The sequence below is a fragment of the Chitinophaga sp. HK235 genome (genome assembly GCF_018255755.1).
Classification (GTDB): Bacteria; Bacteroidota; Bacteroidia; order Chitinophagales; family Chitinophagaceae; genus Chitinophaga.
The window spans coordinates 3,469,584-3,488,245 of record NZ_CP073766.1 but is presented as its reverse complement, the minus strand read 5'-3'; the positions used below and the strand labels follow the sequence as shown (position 1 = coordinate 3,488,245).

The 18,662-nt window shown below is 50.3% G+C and carries 14 protein-coding genes; 8 read left to right on the top strand and 6 right to left on the bottom strand.

Features of this window, described 5'->3' with window-relative positions:
• Positions 1-304: 304 nt before the first annotated feature.
• Positions 305-1,705: an RtcB family protein gene (locus KD145_RS12230; protein ID WP_249219806.1), complete on the top strand. Its 1,401-nt coding sequence runs from the start codon at positions 305-307 to the stop codon at positions 1,703-1,705.
• A 108-nt stretch (positions 1,706-1,813) separates the two neighbouring features.
• Positions 1,814-2,905, top strand: coding sequence for an acyltransferase family protein (locus KD145_RS12225; RefSeq protein ID WP_212006160.1), 1,092 nt, complete (start codon positions 1,814-1,816; stop codon positions 2,903-2,905).
• A gap of 77 nt (positions 2,906-2,982) precedes the next feature.
• Here the strand turns inward: KD145_RS12225 and KD145_RS12220 are convergent, their stop codons facing one another.
• Together KD145_RS12220 and KD145_RS12215 are read right to left on the bottom strand one after the other, a co-directional pair.
• The gene (locus KD145_RS12220; protein ID WP_212006159.1) at positions 2,983-4,140 is read right to left on the bottom strand and encodes an MFS transporter; all 1,158 of its coding nucleotides are present in this window, start codon (positions 4,138-4,140) and stop codon (positions 2,983-2,985) included.
• A gap of 71 nt (positions 4,141-4,211) precedes the next feature.
• Positions 4,212-5,099, bottom strand: a complete 888-nt coding sequence (locus KD145_RS12215; RefSeq protein ID WP_212006158.1) for a cyclase family protein — start codon at positions 5,097-5,099, stop codon at positions 4,212-4,214.
• Positions 5,100-5,150: 51 nt separating this feature from the next.
• Here KD145_RS12215 and KD145_RS12210 point away from each other — a divergent pair, with 51 nt between their 5' ends.
• Complete coding sequence (locus KD145_RS12210; protein WP_212006157.1) at positions 5,151-6,455, top strand: polymer-forming cytoskeletal protein; 1,305 nt, start codon at positions 5,151-5,153, stop codon at positions 6,453-6,455.
• On the opposite strand, the gene KD145_RS12205 is transcribed toward KD145_RS12210, so the two are convergent.
• On the bottom strand, positions 6,439-7,440 hold the full coding sequence (locus KD145_RS12205) for an NADP-dependent oxidoreductase (RefSeq protein WP_212006156.1): 1,002 nt from the start codon (positions 7,438-7,440) through the stop codon (positions 6,439-6,441). The genes KD145_RS12210 and KD145_RS12205 overlap by 17 nt on opposite strands.
• Positions 7,441-7,527: 87 nt before the next feature.
• Between KD145_RS12205 and KD145_RS12200 the strand changes: the two genes are divergently transcribed.
• On the top strand, positions 7,528-7,884 hold the full coding sequence (locus KD145_RS12200) for a helix-turn-helix domain-containing protein (RefSeq protein WP_212006155.1): 357 nt from the start codon (positions 7,528-7,530) through the stop codon (positions 7,882-7,884).
• Here KD145_RS12200 and KD145_RS12195 read toward each other — a convergent pair.
• Positions 7,868-8,545 carry a Crp/Fnr family transcriptional regulator gene (locus KD145_RS12195; RefSeq protein ID WP_113617622.1) on the bottom strand — a complete coding sequence of 226 codons (678 nt, stop codon included), beginning with the start codon at positions 8,543-8,545 and terminating at the stop codon, positions 7,868-7,870. The two genes, KD145_RS12200 and KD145_RS12195, sit on opposite strands and share 17 nt — an antisense overlap.
• A 111-nt stretch (positions 8,546-8,656) precedes the next feature.
• On the opposite strand from KD145_RS12195, the gene KD145_RS12190 reads away from it, so the two are divergent.
• Positions 8,657-10,450, top strand: a complete 1,794-nt coding sequence (locus KD145_RS12190) for a chloride channel protein (RefSeq protein WP_212006154.1) — start codon at positions 8,657-8,659, stop codon at positions 10,448-10,450.
• Positions 10,451-10,468: 18 nt separating this feature from the next.
• Positions 10,469-11,524: an MBL fold metallo-hydrolase gene (locus tag KD145_RS12185; RefSeq protein ID WP_249219805.1), complete on the top strand. Its 1,056-nt coding sequence runs from the start codon at positions 10,469-10,471 to the stop codon at positions 11,522-11,524.
• Between the two features lie 102 nt (positions 11,525-11,626).
• On the opposite strand, the gene KD145_RS12180 is transcribed toward KD145_RS12185, so the two are convergent.
• Positions 11,627-12,457 (bottom strand): class I SAM-dependent methyltransferase, encoded by an 831-nt coding sequence (locus tag KD145_RS12180; protein ID WP_212006153.1) that lies wholly within the window; start codon positions 12,455-12,457, stop codon positions 11,627-11,629.
• Between the two features lie 147 nt (positions 12,458-12,604).
• Here KD145_RS12180 and acnA point away from each other — a divergent pair, with 147 nt between their 5' ends.
• The gene (acnA, locus tag KD145_RS12175; RefSeq protein WP_212006152.1) at positions 12,605-15,331 is read left to right on the top strand and encodes an aconitate hydratase AcnA; all 2,727 of its coding nucleotides are present in this window, start codon (positions 12,605-12,607) and stop codon (positions 15,329-15,331) included.
• A 70-nt stretch (positions 15,332-15,401) separates the two neighbouring features.
• Here acnA and KD145_RS12170 read toward each other — a convergent pair whose 3' ends face one another.
• Entirely contained in the window at positions 15,402-17,639 is a 2,238-nt protein-coding gene (locus KD145_RS12170; RefSeq protein ID WP_212006151.1) for a cation:proton antiporter, read from the bottom strand.
• Between the two features lie 279 nt (positions 17,640-17,918).
• Here KD145_RS12170 and KD145_RS12165 point away from each other — a divergent pair, with 279 nt between their 5' ends.
• Positions 17,919-18,662, top strand: a complete 744-nt coding sequence (locus KD145_RS12165; RefSeq protein WP_212006150.1) for a class I SAM-dependent methyltransferase — start codon at positions 17,919-17,921, stop codon at positions 18,660-18,662.

Sequence of the window (18,662 nt, the reverse complement as noted above, 5' to 3'; positions counted from 1 at the left end):
CTTTTTTGACGAAAAACGGAAGTATAAAAAAAATATATATCTTTGCGCCGTAATTCCTTTTTCTCATCTTCTAAAATATAAAGGAATCATGAAAGAACATACCCACATATCGCCTCTTGTAAGCGTTGCCTAACAGGCATCCGCCGGTTTATTCCCTGAACATTTTCTGTAATACCGGGTCTATAGCATGCTGCGTTTTATAACGCCGCGATGTTGTACCCTGCTGTATGCTGTGATATCGTCTCAGCGGATACCCCGTGCTTTTCACATTCATTTTTATTACGACTTATTAAATACACATATTTTGTCTGGTTTAAAAACAAAAGAACTCAGTAAAATAGGCTATACAGATGACAGGGCGAGGAGCCTGGTGATCAATATTATTTCCCGGCATTTCAAACATCATCAGAAAGCCGATATTATACAACTGCTGACCGATATCAAAGCCCGTCCGGCAGATTATTTACAGGATGAGGTATTGGGCCCGATCGCTGCCGTTTTCGCGGAGCAGCCTAAGGAATGTAATTTCCAATCGTATCAGTTGCTGGAAAAAAGCGGGCAACTGAAAATCTATGGTGCAAAGGAGATAGAATCATCGGCCCGTCAGCAGATGGAGCTGGCTATGTCTTTACCGGTGACGGTGCAGGGTGCGCTGATGCCGGACGCTCACATGGGTTATGGCCTTCCGGTAGGCGGGGTGCTGGCCACCGAACAGGCGGTGGTCCCTTATGCCGTAGGGGTCGATATCGGCTGCCGCATGGCCCTCACACTTTTTGATGAAGGAGAAAGTTTCCTGAAGCGTTATGGTTATCAGCTGAAGGTGGCTTTAAAAGATTATACCCATTTTGGAATGGAAGGCGGCCTTGATTTCCACCAGGAACATGCGGTGCTGGACAGTCCTGATTTCCGTGCCACTGCGCTGCTGAAAAGTCTGCATGGCAAGGCGGTAAGACAGCTCGGCTCTTCCGGCAGCGGCAACCACTTCGTGGAATTCGGGTTGCTCACCTTATCGGAAGATAACTCACTGTCTTTGCCCCCCAAACAATACCTGGCGCTGTTGTCGCATTCCGGCAGCCGTGGCCTGGGCGCCACTATCGCGCAGCACTATACGAAAATAGCGATGGACACCTGTAAACTGCCCCGGTCCGCACAACAACTGGCCTGGCTGGATATGAACAGCGAAGCAGGCCAGGAATACTGGCTGAGCATGAATCTGGCAGGTGATTATGCCCGTGCCTGTCATCAGCGGATACATCACAACCTGGCCCGGGCTATGGGCCTGAAAGGGCTGGTGACGGTGGAAAACCATCATAACTTCGCCTGGGAGGAAACGCTGACGGATACACGCAAAGTGATCGTGCACCGTAAAGGCGCTACACCGGCCCATGCCGGCGAACTGGGTATCATACCGGGCAGCATGACCACGGCGGCTTACCTGGTGCGTGGCAAAGGCGTGGAAGAAGCGCTGTACTCCGCCTCCCATGGCGCCGGCAGAGCGATGAGCCGCTCCAGGGCACGGGAGAAAATGACCATGTCGGGCCTGAAAAAAATCGTGTCGGCTGCAGGTGTAACCCTCATCGGTGGCAGCGTGGAAGAAAATCCGCTCGCATACAAGGACATTGAAAAAGTAATCGGTGCCCAGCAGGAGCTGGTAGACATAGAAGGAAGGTTTATGCCCGTTATTGTACGGATGAACAAAGAGTAGCCTTTTAATGGTACATGATAAGCGAAGGCAGGCCCACTATGGCTTGCCTTCGTTTTTTATAATTAATTATTAAAAAGAATGATTATTTTATGAGCATATCTTCTACCTATGAACCAACGACTCCTTTCGCTGGACGTTATGCGGGGTGTAATCATGATCCTGCTGGCAGCAGAAAGTGCTCATCTGTACTGGTCACTCGACAGTCTGTCATCCACGGGTTTCTTCCATGAAATCGTGCAACAATTCTTCCACCATCCCTGGAATGGCCTGCGGGGCTGGGACCTGGTGCAGCCTGCCTTTATGACCATGGCCGGCGCTGCCCTGTATATCTCCTGGCATTATAAGTCGTTGCAGGGTGTCACCTGGCAACAAAATTTTAAACATATTGTCTGGCGTTGCGGGAAATTATTTATATTCGGTACCGCATTGCATTGCGTATATGCGGGCAGGTTAGTCTGGGAATTGTGGAATGTGCTCACGCAGTTGTCTGTCACCACAATCATTGCATATCTTATTATCCGCCGTCCTATTGTTTTTCAGTTGGTAGTTAGCCTGTTGTTGCTGATTGCCACCGAGTGTATGTATCGTTGTTTCCTGTTACCGGGTTTTGAAGCCCCATTTACCCAGGGACATAATTTTGGTGCCTACATGGATACTGTATTGATGGGAAAGGTCAATCCGGACGGATGGGTAACGATCAATTTCATCCCAACGGCCGCACACACCATCTGGGGTGTACTGGCCGGAAGGCTCCTGATCAGTGAAGGGGCCTGGCGTCGTAAGATCACCTGGCTGATCATCGCGGGTATCATCGGCCTGATCGCCGGTTATGGTCTGGATGCCGCTGGTATCACCCCTATCATCAAACGTATCAGTACATCCTCTTTTGTACTGGTATCAGGAGGTTGGGTAATGCTGTTGCTGGCGTTCATATACTGGCTCACCGATATCAGAGGATATGTGCGGTACGCCTGGATAGCCACAGCAGTAGGCATGAATGCGATCTTTATATACCTGTTTTTTGAAACCGTTGGTGTGCAATGGGTCAATCCCACCACCGGCATTTTTGTGAAAGGGTTTGCCGCTATGATTGGCATACCGGAAGAGATCAGGGAAGTGCTGTCTGCCCTTACCGTACTGGCCCTCGGATGGGGACTCTGCTACGGACTGTATAAAAAGAAGATGTTTTTCAAAATTTAATAGCTATCTGAGAAACCCTTGTGGACACAAAAAGCCGTCTTAAAAAGGCGGCTTTTTCTTTTGTCCTGACCTAATAGCTAATCCTGCTTAAGCCCCTGTACCATCAGTACTATCAGCAGACCACATATGGCCATGATACCAAAGGAAACACGCAGGCTGGTAGCCTGGGCTACAAAGCCCACCAGTGGCGGTACTACCAGGAAACCCAGATATCCGATGGTGGATATGGAGGCCAGTGTCTGGCCGCTGTTGGTGGTTTTGGACTTTCCGGCCAGACTGAACACCAGCGGCACAATACAGGACACACCCATACCGGTGCACATAAACCCGATGGTGGTAATCACGGGATGAGGCAGGAAGATGGCCAGCAGCAGCCCGATGAGGATAAGCCAGCCACTGTAGAACAATATGTTTCTGATGCCAAGCCGGGCTACGAGCCGGTCTCCAACAAAACGGCCGGTGGTCATAGCGGCCATGTACAGCATAAAAGTGGCGGTAGCCGCGATGGGCGTGCCTCCGGCTACCTTATGGAAATAAATGCTGCTCCAGTCATACATCGTGTTTTCGGTAGCCATACAGGCAAAGCAGATAAAGGAAAAACGCAGCAATGATTTGTCGGGCAGTGAAAACGCCGGTTTACGCGTAGTTTGCGGGATAGGCTGATCAGGATAGGTCTTCGGCCCGTAATACAATGTAAAGGCGAGCAACAACACACTGACGATCAGCATATGCCAGGACGGAGCCACGTTCATGGACACCATCAGGTAACCGATGCCTGCACCGGTAGAACCGGCGATGCTCCAGATACCATGAAAGGTGGTCATGATAGATTTGGAATACTGATGTTGTACCTGTACGGCCTGTGCGTTCATAGAGAGGTTCATCAGGTTTCGGGCAGAACCGAAACAGAACAGGGTGAGTGCCAGTTGCCACAGGCTGTTGGTAAAGCCGGGCACACTCAACACCAGGTTAAAGATCAGCGCACCTATCACCATGATCTTACGGCTGCTGAAACTGCCCAGCAGTTTGCCTGTCACCGGCATGGTCAGCATCAGCCCTATGGGCAGGGCCAGCAGTACCAGACCCAGCTGGGCTTCGTTGAGATGGAGCTGCTGTTGTATGGATGGTATCCGGGATGCCCAGGTGGAATAACCCAGGCCGGAGATAAAAAAGAATACGGAAACGGCAATTCTGTATTGCCTGGCATCGGTTGTCTGCGGTATCTCTATGAACATCTGCTATGGAACACACCTCTTTGAAGAGAGGTGAGGAACGCAAAATTAGACAAATCCGGATACTTATGCCATCATTTTGACAGCCTGGCCATGGCCCTCACAGGGAAAGTGCCGGCACCTCTGAATTTAGGTGGCACCGCGCTGAAAGTAAAGCCGTCTTCCGGCAACAGGCCCAGGTTGCAGAGATGTTCTACGATCAGGATCTCCGCACCCAGCAGGATGCTATGTACCGGCCTTGTGCGGCCCTGGGTATTGTCAATGTTATGGGAGTCGATGCCTGCCAGTTGAACGGCGCAGTCACGCAGATAGATAGCCGCATCTTCTGTGAGATAGGGATGATTTTCGTAGTAGGTGGGCGTGTTCCAGTGGGTATCCCAGCCGGTATGTACCAGTACGGCGCGGTTGCGGATTTCATGGTTGCGCAGCATATCGGCGGTTACGGCCAGTGACTGGGTATAAGGAACACATATCACTACGGCGTCGAGATCGGCAAAGCGCTCCAGTGGCACCTCCGACAGGTCTTTGCCGTCGGCATAGCGGTGGAAAGGACAGTCGATATAGGTGCCGGTATTGGTGACCATTTCTATCTTCCCGATCTGGAAAGTGGTGTCGCCATCATAAAATTTTGAGGAGTCTTCCCGGCTCAGGTAATCGCAGATGATAGGAGCGGGCAGTCCTTTGTAGGTCACCAGCCCATCTTCTATAGTATGACTCAGGTCTACCAGGTAACTGTGTCCGCCGGTATTGATAGGTTTACGTTTATGCGGTTCCGTGATAATTTCCTTGTTGAGTATATGAGTTTCGCCTACCATGAGTAAACGCATGTCGGCCACAATGTAGTCTGCCAGCTCTTTGTCTGATATGTCATCACCGGCGATGTCGAGTCGGAAATCCTCGCCCCGGATGCCGCCGCCGTTGGTGAAACGGATATCGAAATCAAATTTTACTCTTTTGTTCATAGGTGAATAATTTCCTGTTTTGTGCGTTTATAAATGTACGATATTAGCGCCATGCATAGAGAATTTCAGCTTATCACCTGCGAGGATGCCATGAGCAGGTACCAGATACATACGAAGATCTACGAGAGTGAAGCCGCTTTCCTGGATATGGAAAGTAATGACAGCTACTTTTACATCCATACCGGCGACCTGCACCTGCAGGGTGATTTTGTGCTGGACACCGATACCCTGGAAGATGCACCTGATGGTAGACCTATCCTGGGTTTCCTCATCATCGGCAATCTGGAAGTGGAAGGCAGCATCCTCAATGAAACCGGTGATTATGGCCCTATCCTCTATGTAGCAGGCAATGTGTCGTGCCGGCATCTGCTCATTGGTGGCTCTCCTGTACGGGTGACCGGCAATATCAGTGCTGCCGAAGTGATCATGCTGCATTATAATCATGGATGGATGCAGTGTGATGGTACTTTCACCGCACCTGTGATGATTGTGGAAGATTATTACCTGATGCCTGCCGCCAAAGACATCAGCCTTTTCTATTACAACGACCGGGACCCCGAAAGTCCTGCAGACAATGCCTGCGAGGAATCGGAAGACGGTGATGATATCATCTCCCCTAAACTACGTGCACTGCTCAACAATACCCTTACCACCGACTTTGAAGAGCTGCGCCGTGATCTGGCTGCCGGAGAAAGTGTATTACAACGCCAGGAACAGCCAGCAAGCTACTGGCAGCAGAAAGTCCGCAAAAACTGGCACGATCTGAAACGGGTGCCGCTGGAACTGCGTACACAGGCGCTCTGCGAGGAAGTACTGCGCACGAGCGTAGGTGCGTTGGCGTATTTTCCCGAAGATATGCTCACACCTGAACTGGCCGCTGCTGCTGTCGCAAAAGATGGTAAGGCGCTGCGTTATCTGCCATCGGAGATGATCACACGCGAACTTTGTTATGCCGCTGCCCGCAACGGCGCTATCTTACGCACCGATATCCCGGAATCATTTTATGAACACGCTTTGTTATGCCTCATCATCAAAGGCGCCGACTGGCAGATGGAACAGGTGCCCAGGGCTTTTATGACGGAAGACATGTTTGTGCTGTACGTAAAAGCCGGCCGTGGTGCCTGGCTGGACCGCTACTGTGAACAGGCCGGCCTGTCCAAACAACGTATACTTGAGCGCGTGATAGCAGACGATATAGCATACCTGGAAAATATTTTCAACTGGCATCTGTCGGCTACTACCTACGCCTTTGCCCAAAAACGTTACGACTGTCCTGAATACGAAGAAGCCTGGAAAAATATCACCGAAAGGTTTGCCCGTAAGATAGCCCGGCTGAACGTTAGTCCATCGTCATAACCAGTTTACGGCCATAGGTCTGATTATTCTCCATCAGCAGGTGTGCCTGTTTCACCGTATCAGCGCTTAAACTGCCTACCACCTGCACAGCGGGAGGGGTGATTACCTGATCGTTGATCAGTGTGGTGAGCTGCTGCAGGTTTTGTCCGTACCACTCTGTCTTGCCAGCTGCCATATACGCGTAGTTGGAGATGTTCAGGATATGGCAGCCTTTGTCGAACAGCAGTTCCCGTGTACGGGCAGTACCCAGAAAGGTGATGTCTGCATAGTTTTTGTTGAGTCCCAGTACTTCCGCTGCTGTTTCCGAAATACTTCCTCCTGCGATATCCACGGCCCAATCGAAAAAACGCTGTCCGTTGGCGGCCAGTATCTGCTGTGTCAGATCGGGCTGCTGGTAATCGATGATCTGTGCGGGTTTCAGCCCCAGCTTCTGTAATGCGGCGCTGCTTTGTTCATTGCCTGCAGTGGTGAACAGCTGATCTGTATGATGTGCTTTCAGCAGTTTGATCAGGAAACTGCCTACCCCGCCGGCGCCACCGGTGATAAAAATATGATCCTGCTGCTGCGGCTGCATACGCCGGAAGGTTTGCCAGGCCGTAAGACCGGAGGCCGGGATAGCGGTAGCTGTGCTGAAAGATAATGATGCGGGCTTGTGTGCCACCATCCGGTAATCGAGGGCGATATGGGTGGCATAGGTGCCGTTGGAACCTTTGCTGCCGGCAGCAGCAATCACTTCATCACCAGTCTGGAAGCCCTGTGTGTTTTTACCGGCAGCTATCACAACGCCGGCGAATTCCCGCCCCAGTATGGGAGAATGCATGTGCAGACTTTCCCTGCGGCCCTGCCGCATCTGGTAATCGATAGGATTAAAGGCAGCGGCTTTTATCGCTATCAACAGCTCATGTTCCTGAAAGGCAGGTATATCAAAGCTGTTCATGCTGAACTGGTCTACATTTCCAAATCCGTTCAATACAATTGCTTTCATCTCAGTAATTTTGGCAAAACTAACCCGATGAGTATCCCGCTGCAATAACCGTGAATATTGGGAGTTACTCATTAAAAACTGAGTAGCATGATAAAAGAAACATCCTCCAATGCATCCAACCGGCAGTTCCTGCACAGCGTATGCCGGATCAACGGAGCGCTGGAAACCATTGCGGGCAGATGGAAAGCCCTTATCCTGATACATATTTCAGAACAGCAAAACCGTTTCAGTTTGTTGAAGCAGATGATGCCCACTGTTTCAGATCAGGTGCTGGGTAAGCAACTGAGGGAGCTGGAAACAGACGGGTTGATTAGCAAAACAATCATCCCGGAAGTGCCGGTACGCGTGGATTACAGCCTTACATCCAAAGGAGAGGCGTTGTTGCCGATACTGGATGCATTGGCGCATTGGTATAATCCGCGTGATATCAGTGAGCAGCTGTAAGCAGTTGCTGTAATTTTTTTTCCTGAAGGATGGTGATGGACTTCCCTTCTGCGGTTATCAGCTGTTGCTGGATGAAGTCCTGCAGGATGCGATAGATGGTTTCGTAGGTGGTGCCGGCAAAAGAGGCGAGGTCCTGCCGGTTGATAGTAAATTGTTTGTGCCCGTATACCCGGCTTATTTCCAGCAGGGCATCTGCCAGCCTGCTTTTCACGTCCATGTGCACGAGGTTGCGCATTTTCTTTTCTGCCTCCTGTAATTCTGCGGCATAAAACTGCATCAGCCGATAGGTGAGGTCTGGGTTTACTTTAAGAGAGGCTTCAAAAAAAGTATTGTCTATATAACAAACGGTGCAGTCTTCCAGGGCAGTAGCAGATACGGGGTACAGGCGTTGTTCACTGCCAAAGCCACGGTGGCCGAGGATATCGCCCTTTTTGGCAAAACGGATGATCAACTCTTTATCGGGTCCCCATTGTTTGTGCACTTTTACTTTCCCGTCATACAAAAAATAAATGCCGGTGGCCGGAGCGCCTTCCTGAAACAGTGTTTCTCCTTTTTTACAGGCGAGATGCTGCCGGTGGGCAGCTACCGCTGTCAGCCATTCTGGTATGGAATAGCGGCACAAAAAACATGTCTTCAGATCGCAGGCTCTGGCTTTTTTCATGGTTGCAATAGTAATACTTTTTTGATTTTTTCTGACCAAAAATGCTGTTTAGTATGATTTGAATCATATTTTTGTGATGATTTGAATAGTTTTGACATTATTTTTTGTTTCATGGATCATATAAATAGGCCTAAAAAGGCCGGGAATGTATCAAAAAGGGTTTTTTATCTGAGCATGCAGGCATTGCTCAATGCAGTACTGGTAGGCTTTGTAGCCAAAGGGCTGGTATTGCTGATCAGCCTGTTCACCAATCTCTCTTTTTACGGGAAATTTTCATTTGAAGAGCGGGGCCCTGCGGGCAATCAGCTGGGCTGGACGGTAGTGCTGGTGCCTATCATTGGTAGTATCATAGTAGGATTGATGGCGCGTTTCGGTAGCAAAGCCATCAGAGGGCATGGTATTCCGGAAGCGATGGAAAACATTATTCTGAATGAGAGCCGGATACCGCCGGTGATTACTTTGCTGAAACCCTTGTCGGCAGCCATTTCTATTGGTACCGGTGGTCCTTTCGGTGCAGAAGGCCCTATCATTGCCACAGGTGGTGCCATGGGATCTTTTACCGGGCAGGTGATCCATATTTCATCTGCAGAGAGGAAGGTGCTGCTGGCGGCAGGTGCCTGTGCAGGTATGTCGGCGATCTTCGGCAGTCCGCTGGCGGCGATACTGCTGGCGATAGAGTTGTTGTTGTTTGAATTTTCTCCCCGTTCGGTGATTCCGGTGGCATTGTCCTGTATTACAGGAGCGGGCATGCACCTGTTGCTGTTTGGCAATGACCCGGTGTTTGCGATGCCGGAAATACCGGTGGTGTCTGACAGGGCGTTGATAGTATATGTGCTGATGGGCGCCGGTATCGGCGTGGTGGCGGCTTTGGTGTCGCGTTCGGTTTATTGGGTAGAAGATCTTTTTGAGCGGCTGCCGCTGCACTGGATGTGGTGGCCGGCAATTGGTGCGGTGGTGGTAGGTGTGATCGGTTATTTTGCGCCGCATACGATGGGCGTGGGATACGATAATATTAAAACCTTGCTGACTGGTCAGGCTGCGTTGTCGTTGATACTTTCACTTTGTGTACTGAAATATCTTTCCTGGGTGATGTCGCTGGGCAGCGGTACCTCCGGTGGTACACTGGCGCCGCTCTTCACTATCGGCGGGGCTTTAGGCGCGCTGATAGGTGTAGGGGTACTGCACTGGTTTCCCGGTAGTGATATCAACCTGGCCACGGCAGCGCTGATAGGTATGGCTGCTATGTTTGCCGGGGCTTCCCGCGCATTGCTGACAGCAATTGTGTTTGCGCTGGAGACAACGGGGCAGCCGCATGGTTTGTTGCCACTGATCGGAGCTTGCACGACAGCTTATTTTGTTTCTTTCTTCCTTATGAAAGGATCGATCATGACCGAGAAGATACGGCGCAGAGGTGTTACTGCACCGGATGAATATACGCCTGATGTATTACAGCAGCTCAATGCGTCGATGGTGCTGGTGCAGCCATCGCTGATGGTGTCCGGATCGCTTACGGTTGCGCAGGTGAGCATGCTGTTGGACAATCATTCCTACTATCACCGGCATCTGCTGGTGACAGATGCTGCGGGCCGTTTCACCGGTTACCTGGACCGCGAAAAACTCACGGGGCATGATAATATTACGGTAGATAAACTGATGCCTGCAGCCGCTCCGTTTGTATGGGAGGATGATGATATTACACTGGCGGCGCAGCTACTGGAGCGTTATCAACTCAGTGTGCTCGCGGTGATGCGGCAGGAGGAGCTGAGCGGAATGATGACAGCGGATGCTGTATTGCGTGCCTATAGCAGCCGGCAGCGGGAATCGGCAAGGTACCATTCTGCTTTTTTCGGCAATACCCGGTTGCTCCGGTTGATGGCGAGAGGAAAACGTTTGCTGGCGAGGTAGCCGGCCTGCGTTTTTCCTATGTTGAAATGTGGTATTTTTGCGGTGGAATATACCACCATGCAGCATAAATCATTGACTTCCAGAGAGCGTATTTTACGGTCCCGGAACTTTAAAGACGGAGCGTTCCAGAACCTGACGCTCACCCCCATCAAAGCGGACGATGTCACTTATTTCACCATGTTGAAAGAGGCGATGAACAGGCCCGGCAATGTAAAGCCGGAGGCACCGTTGCCTGTTGTAAAAGCGCCACTTCGTGCAGTGTCTGGTTATAAGCCGGTGGTTACCTGGTTTGGTCATTCTTCCTATCTGATACAGATCAAGGGCCTCAATATATTGGTAGATCCCGTTTTCAGCGGCAATGCTTCACCCATGCCTTTCACCGTGAGGGCCTTTCCTGGTAGTGATGCCTATACGGCCGCTGATATGCCGCCTATCGATATATTGATCATCACCCATAACCACTACGATCATCTGGATAAGAAAACGATTGCACAATTGTTGCCCTCCACCAAAGCGATATACACCGGACTGGGCGTAGGCAAGGATATACGTACCTGTGGTAATTATCCGGCAGACCGCATCACGGAAATGGACTGGTGGGAAACGATACAGATATCTGATGAGGTGTCGCTAACAGCAACGCCTGCACGTCACTTTTCCGGCAGAGGATTAAAAAGAGGCGGCAGCCTCTGGGCTTCTTTTGTATTACACCTTTACGGCTATACGCTTTTTCTGGGCGGCGATTCAGGGTATGATACGCATTTTAAGGAGATAGGAGCGGAATACGGTCCATTCGACCTGGCCATCCTGGAATGCGGACAGTATAACTATGCATGGCCCTTTATTCACATGGCACCGGAACAAACCGTACAGGCCGCCCTGGACCTGGACGCTAAAGTGCTGTTGCCTGTACACTGGGCTAAGTTTACACTTTCCAACCATGCCTGGAATGAGCCACCAAAGAGGGTTACGGCTGCAGCTGCGGAAAAAGGCCTGGCCGTCACCACCCCCATGATCGGCGAACAGGTGATCGTCGGCGAAAGTTACCCACATCAGCAGTGGTGGAACCTATAAGCTTACAGTTGCCATTCGCCGGCATAAGCTCCCCGCATCAGCAGTGGTGGAACGAACCCATAAGTTTGCAACAACCATTTGCCGGCGGAATATCCCTGGAACCTATAAACTGAATACAGCCATTTCTACCGAACCATGCCCGGGCTGATGAAAAGCCCGGTTGGTACCAGTGAGTCTTTTCTCCGTTTCATACAACGGCTCCAGATAATCCAGTTGCCCAAACCGGGCCACCAGATCCATGATCTGCTGACGGGTATTCAGATTGACAGTAATGTTGAGCTGGGCTTCCATAGCCTTTAACAGATTCCGGTGGTACACCAGGTAATTGTCGGGTATGTCTGAATACGCCAGTGCATAATCCACGATACCCTGATTCTGACGGCCTGCTGAACTAAACAGCTGCATGACCTGCACAAATTCTTCATTACTGATATAAGGAATCACCCCCTCCAAAATAATAATGGTGGGCTCATCAGCACTATAACCATGCTGTTTCAGCAGGGCTTCCAGCAAAACAATATCCGTCAGGTCACAATGGACAAACTGCAGTCCCTTTATATGTAATATTTCTTCATAGATTTTTTTCTTCACATCGATATACCCGTTGTCTACCTCAATAATCCGGCTAAGACGCCCCGGATAGGTTTCCAGCAGGTAAAGCGACAGCGGGTCCAACCCTGCGCCCAGTATCACCATCTGTTGAGCCGGAAATTGTTCCAGGCGCAACCGGATCATCTCCCGGATAGCCTGCTTGCGATAGTATATCATATCTGCACCGGGTGGATAAGCGCGTGTCATATCACGCGAAGCCTGGCTGACCTCACTGAAATCTATCGCGTTGATATAAGTCTGTTGCAGAGGACTGCCATACAGGGGTATCGCTTTTTCCAGCACCAGCAGGGAAGTGGCGGGAACTTTTAACTTCTGCGTCATCAGAAATGGTTATTTTTAATAAATCTAAGCCTGATGTGTGCATTGGTCATGCAGTTGAATCCATTACACCTGGTGTGTCTGTAACAGGCCGCCATTAAACAAAACGTATATACCATTGTTTCATTAGGAATGTCAACAATATAGCATATGCAACAACGTACAGCTTCTCTCAGCAAACTGGAAAAGGATGGAAAACAGATATCCCGTTTACCTTTTTCCATCAGAATCTTACTGGAAAATGTATTGCGCAACCACGACAACTTTGCGATCACCGACGAACATGTGGACACGCTGGTTAACTGGCAGCCTAAGCCTGCCGACAAGGAAATCCCCTTTAAGCCCGCTCGTGTGCTGATGCAGGATTTTACCGGTGTAGCCGCCGTGGTGGACATTGCTTCCATCCGCGCTGAAGTGATCAGAAAAGGAAAAGACGGTGCCAGTATCAACCCGGCCATCCCCGTAGATCTGGTGGTGGACCACTCGGTGCAGGTTGATTTTTTTGCCACAGACTATGCCTACACCAAAAATGTGGCCTATGAATATGAGCGTAACAAAGAACGTTACCAGCTCCTGAAATGGGCACAACAGGCTTTTGATAATTTTACGGTCGTGCCGCCAGGGATGGGCATCTGCCACCAGGTCAACCTGGAATACCTCGCACAGGGTGTTATCTCCCGCGATGGTTGGCTGTTCCCGGATACGCTGGTAGGAACTGACTCGCATACACCGATGGTCAATGGTATCGGCGTACTGGGCTGGGGCGTGGGTGGTATAGAAGCAGAAGCCGCTATCCTCGGACAACCTATTTATTTCTCCTGTCCGGAAGTGATAGGCCTTAAGCTCAGCGGCCAGCTTAGCGAAGGTGTAACGGCCACGGATATGGTGCTGGCCATCACCCAGCTGTTGCGTAAATATGGGGTGGTAGACAAATTTGTGGAAGTATTCGGTGAAGGCCTCGATCACCTTTCTGTGCCTGACCGCGCCACCATCTCCAATATGTCTCCTGAATTTGGTTGCACCGTTACTTATTTCCCTATAGATGAACAAACCCTTCAGTATATGCGGCGTACCAACCGCTCAGAAGAGCAGGTAGCCCAGGTGGAGAACTATTGCAAAGAAAACATGCTGTGGCGTCATGGCAATGAAAACATCAGCTATTCTGATGTAATAGAACTGGACCTCTCCAAGGTACAGTCTGCCGTGGCAGGCCCCAAACGCCCGCAGGACCGTATACTGGTGAAAGACTTACATGCTGAGTTTCAGACGCTGCTCAACAAGGAATTTAAAAGGATGTACACGCCGGAAGGCAAACGCCGCGATACAGCCTGGTTATACGAAGGTGGCTCCGGCACCGCGTTTACCTACGAGATACAGAAACATGCAGAAGATGTAGCAGTGGAAGTGGATTACCTGAAGTCGGTGCGCATCAAACTAAAAAATGAAGAATATGTGCTGAGCGACGGCGCTATTACCATTGCCGCGATCACCAGTTGTACCAATACTTCCAACCCCAGTGTGATGATAGGTGCGGGCCTGGTGGCTAAAAAAGCAATCAGCCGTGGCCTGTATGTGAAGCCCTGGGTGAAAACCAGTCTGGCACCGGGTTCCAGGGTGGTAACGGAGTACCTGCAACGTTCCGGGCTGCTGGCCGAACTGGAAGCATTACGTTTTCATGTGGTGGGTTATGGTTGTACTTCGTGTATTGGTAACAGTGGTCCGCTGCCGCCAGCTATTGCGGAAGCGGTGGATAAAGGCAGTCTGATTGTGGCGTCGGTATTGTCGGGCAACCGCAACTTTGAGGCGAGGGTGCATCCACAGGTGAAGATGAACTTCCTGGCATCGCCGCTGCTGGTTGTAGCTTACGCCATCACCGGCCGTGTGGATGTAGACCTGTTCAATGATCCGCTGGGTTATGATCCCAACGGAGAGCCGGTATATCTGCGTGACATCTGGCCTACTCAGGATGAAATCAATGAAGCGATGGCCGCAGCTGTTAAACAGGAAGATTTCCGCGACACCTATGCGGTGATCTTCGATGGTGACGACCAGTGGAAAGGACTGATAGCGCCTACAGGCAAAGATTATCACTGGAGCAATGATTCTACCTATATCAAGGAAGCGCCCTTCTTCTATGATCTTCCGGGTACACCTCCGGCAGTTGAAGATGTCCGGAATGCCCGTGTATTGCTGATGCTGGGCGATTCTGTGACAACAGACCATATCTCACCGGCGGGATCTTTTAAAGCAGATACACCTGCCGGCAAATACCTGCTGGACAGAGGCATTGATCCGAGGATGTTTAACTCTTACGGTTCCCGCAGAGGCAATCATGAGGTGATGATACGGGGCACTTTTGCCAATGTGCGTATCAAAAATGCATTGTCTCCGAAGGAAGGTGGTTTTACTACGCTGATGCCGCAAGGCATGGTATTGCCAATCTACGATGCGGCCATGCAGTATGCCACTACTAAAACACCTTTGATTATACTGGCCGGAAAAGAGTATGGCAGTGGTTCTTCCCGTGACTGGGCCGCCAAGGGCACCAACCTGCTGGGTGTAAAAGCAGTGATCGCGGAAAGTTATGAGCGGATTCACCGCAGCAATCTCGTTGGTATGGGCGTATTGCCACTGGAATACGTAAACGGAGATACAGCCTCCTCTTTAGGCCTGTATGGTACCGAAACCTATACCATCACTGGTATTGCAGAAGATCTGACACCGGGCAAGATGGTAACGGTAACGGCTACCCCGGCGAGTGGACCTGAAATTGTGTTCCAGGTTAAATGCCGCCTGAATTCCGCTATCGAAATTGAATACTATAAAAACGGCGGTATCCTGCAGTATGTGCTGAGAGCATTCCTGAAGAAAGCATAAATGACGGATATCCCATAAAAAGCGGCAAAGGATTCGAGGGTCCTTTGCCGCTTTTCTCTTTATATGAGTACTAAGGTCTGTTAAACTCAGCGATCTTTTTGCGGTCGCCTACCAGCCATACCACATCTTCCCATTCAAAGGGCATATCAGAAGGTGGGTTGAGTATACGGTTGCTGCCGCGTGCGATGCCTACTACGAGTGCACTGGTTCTTTCACGGATGCCGGAGCTGCGGATGGTTTGTCCTTTCAGTCCGTTGTGTTCGTCTACCACGATGCTGGTAAGGCCTACATTGTCGTTGGCCACATCATCGCTCCTTTCCACGTTGAGGGTATTGACTACCCGGTTGAACTCTTCCAGTTGTGCTTCAGTACCGATGGCGGTGATGATATCGTGCGGGAATAGTTTTTCATCACGGGTAGGGGCATAGATGGTGACATTACCCCTTTTGATGGCACCTACATTGATGCCGTATTTTTCCCGTAGCTGGAGATCCACCAGGGGCCTGTCTATCAGGGCAGACCATGGATTGATTTCCAGTTCGGATACCTGGGCGTCCCAGGGTAGCAGATCAGCAGCCTGGGCTTTTTTAGCGGCGGCAACGGCCTCTTCACGGGCGTTCAGGTTAGACAGGAAGCGATGTTCGATACGGCTGTAATATTTCTGTAGCTGTTGCCTTAATGCCAGCAATACCACCAGCATCACCAGCAATGTGCCCAGCAATGCCGGCCAGAAAGGGAAAAACTGCCTCAACAGGAAACCTACCAGCAGTACAGCGATCACGTTACGGATCACTTCCACCACTACCAGCGGGCCCCGGTTATATTTGGAGTCGAGCCAGAGCGCTTTGTAGGCGATGCCGTGCACCTTTTTGATGGTAAGTGCTGAAATAAAAGGCCCCATCATAACAATGGCAATGACTACCGCTATCAGTTTGGCCAGCAGCTGGCTATTCACATATTTTGCAACGAACGGCCATACATAGTAGGTGTTGAACAGGATGATAGCGATGAGGATTACACTGTTGAGGATGATGACTTTCAGATAGGCGTTGAGTACGGTGCGCCAGTCACTTTCAGCCTGCAGGGTTTGAGAGCTGGCAGAGTAGCGGTTGAGCGCTGCCAGCCATTTCCCCGGGATGATATTTTCCAGCCAGTTGTACAGCGGTGCGGAAAATTTGATCATGTAAGGTGTGGTAAAAGTCGTGATAGCAGAAACACCTACGGCCACGGGGAAGAGGAATTCGCTGGTAACACCTAGCGTTACGCCCAGTGTGGCAATGATAAAGGCAAATTCCCCTACCTGTGCCATACTCATGCCCACCTGCACCGATTCCTTGAGTGGGCGGCCGGACACCAGCGCACCGAAGGTGGTGCTGAAGAATTTGCCGAAGATGGTCAGCAATGTGATCCATAATACCGGCCAGCGGTATTCCACGATCATCTCCGGATTGATGAGCATACCTACAGACACAAAGAAAATAGCGCCGAAAAGGTCCTTTACAGGCTGAATAAGGTGCTCTACTTTTTCGGAGGAGGTAGTCTCCGCTATGATGGACCCCATGATAAATGCGCCCAGTTCTGCAGAAAATCCTACCTGTGTAGCCAGGATCACCATGCCCAGGCAAAGGGCAATACTTAAAATGAGCAGTGTTTCACTGTTCATATATTTCTCCATCTTCTTCAAAAAAGTAGGCAGCAGGAAAATACCTGCCAGGAACCATACCGCCAGGAAAAACATCAGTTTGGCGATGGTAAACAACATTTGTGTGCCTTCAAACTGTTTGCTGACGGCCATCGTGGAAAGCAACACCATCAGCAGGATCACCACAATATCTTCTATCACCAGTACCCCGAAAACAATTTTGGTAAAAGGTTTTTGTTTGATACCCAGTTCTTCAAAAGCCCTGATGATAATGGTGGTGGACGAACTGGCCAGCAAACCACCCAGGAACAGGCTGTCCATCGTACTCCAGCCCATCAGCTGTCCGGTGAAATAACCCGCCACCGTGATACAGGCAATTTCCACAAAGGCGGTAATAGCGGCCGTGCCTCCTACACGCATCAGCTTTTTGAAACTGAATTCCAGTCCCAGTGAAAACAACAGGAAGATCACACCGATCTCAGACCATATTTTAACACTCTCCCCGTCACTGATGGAGGGGAAAAGATGGAAGTTAGGCCCCACCAGAAAGCCGGCGATGATGTAACCTAATACCATAGGCTGCTTCAGTCGCCTGAATAATAAAGTAATAATACCCGCCGCTCCTAAGATCAATGCCAGGTCAATAATCAATTTCGGTAGATGCATACAGTAAAAATCGATTTATAGATTTGCGAAATGTACAGTTATGCCCAGCGTGTAAACGCCCGGACATATGTGTTAAAGCCAGTTTCCTTGAATCGCTGAACGTCGCTAATATATTATTTTTTCAGGGTGTTTACAAGAGAAATATTGAGATATCCCACCACCATCAGTACTTAATTTTTAAATTCGTATATGCGATATCGTTATAAATTCCTGTAATAGCATACTGTGGCCGCAGCGCAGAGACATAGGCTATATTCGAAGTATACCAATACATAAACCATGAGCCAGTATGATCATATCGCCAACTCCTACAGGGCTATTGCTGAATCTATTCCCTACCGTGGCCCCGAATGGTATTCGCTGTATACAAGACTGGGCAGCCTGATCGGCAAATCGGTACTGGACCTGGGTTGCGGCGATGGTATGAGCAGCCGCCGTCTTAAAAGCTGGGGCGCAGCGCGGGTAGTGGGAGTAGATGTTTCGGAAGAAATGATCCGGTTGGCACGCCTCACCGAACAGGAGCAGAACAACGGTGTGGAATACGTACTCGCCGATGTTGCCACCATGGGCCGTATCGGTACCTTCGATGTGGTAACCGCCTCCTACCTGCTGCACTACGCTATCAGCCGTACACAGCTGGAGCAAATAGCCCGGTCTGTTTATGAGAACCTCCGGCCGGGACAAAGTTTTATCACCAGCAATTTAAATCCGCAGCAACCGGCGGTGCCTTCTCTGTTCCTGCCGGAACACAAACTGCATTTTAAGCTGATATCCGGACTGCTGGAGGAAGGGAGCACTATTCGCTGTACCCTCCTCAGCGATGGACAGGAAGTCAGCTTTGATACCTACTGGTACAGCTGGAAAACCTATCAGGAAGTTTTTCGTGCTGCCGGTTTTGTATCCTGCGAGCTGGAACCCTACATCATTTCAGCCGAAGAAGAAAAAAAATATCCGCCGGGGTTCTGGGATGTTTATCATGCCCGGCCCTGGGTAATACAGCTGATCTGCAGAAAAAACGGATGA

Excerpts from the sequence above, each read along its gene's own strand:
- KD145_RS12225 (WP_212006160.1), top strand. The coding sequence starts at position 1,814 with ATGAACCAACGACTCCTTTCGCTGGACGTTATGCGGGGTGTAATCATG.
- KD145_RS12220 (WP_212006159.1), bottom strand. The coding sequence starts at position 4,140 with ATGTTCATAGAGATACCGCAGACAACCGATGCCAGGCAATACAGAATT.
- KD145_RS12215 (WP_212006158.1), bottom strand. The coding sequence starts at position 5,099 with ATGAACAAAAGAGTAAAATTTGATTTCGATATCCGTTTCACCAACGGC.
- KD145_RS12210 (WP_212006157.1), top strand. The coding sequence starts at position 5,151 with ATGCATAGAGAATTTCAGCTTATCACCTGCGAGGATGCCATGAGCAGG.
- KD145_RS12205 (WP_212006156.1), bottom strand. The coding sequence starts at position 7,440 with ATGAAAGCAATTGTATTGAACGGATTTGGAAATGTAGACCAGTTCAGC.
- KD145_RS12200 (WP_212006155.1), top strand. The coding sequence starts at position 7,528 with ATGATAAAAGAAACATCCTCCAATGCATCCAACCGGCAGTTCCTGCAC.
- KD145_RS12195 (WP_113617622.1), bottom strand. The coding sequence starts at position 8,545 with ATGAAAAAAGCCAGAGCCTGCGATCTGAAGACATGTTTTTTGTGCCGC.
- KD145_RS12190 (WP_212006154.1), top strand. The coding sequence starts at position 8,657 with ATGGATCATATAAATAGGCCTAAAAAGGCCGGGAATGTATCAAAAAGG.
- KD145_RS12185 (WP_249219805.1), top strand. The coding sequence starts at position 10,469 with ATGTTGAAATGTGGTATTTTTGCGGTGGAATATACCACCATGCAGCAT.
- KD145_RS12180 (WP_212006153.1), bottom strand. The coding sequence starts at position 12,457 with ATGACGCAGAAGTTAAAAGTTCCCGCCACTTCCCTGCTGGTGCTGGAA.
- acnA (WP_212006152.1), top strand. The coding sequence starts at position 12,605 with ATGCAACAACGTACAGCTTCTCTCAGCAAACTGGAAAAGGATGGAAAA.
- KD145_RS12170 (WP_212006151.1), bottom strand. The coding sequence starts at position 17,639 with ATGCATCTACCGAAATTGATTATTGACCTGGCATTGATCTTAGGAGCG.
- KD145_RS12165 (WP_212006150.1), top strand. The coding sequence starts at position 17,919 with ATGAGCCAGTATGATCATATCGCCAACTCCTACAGGGCTATTGCTGAA.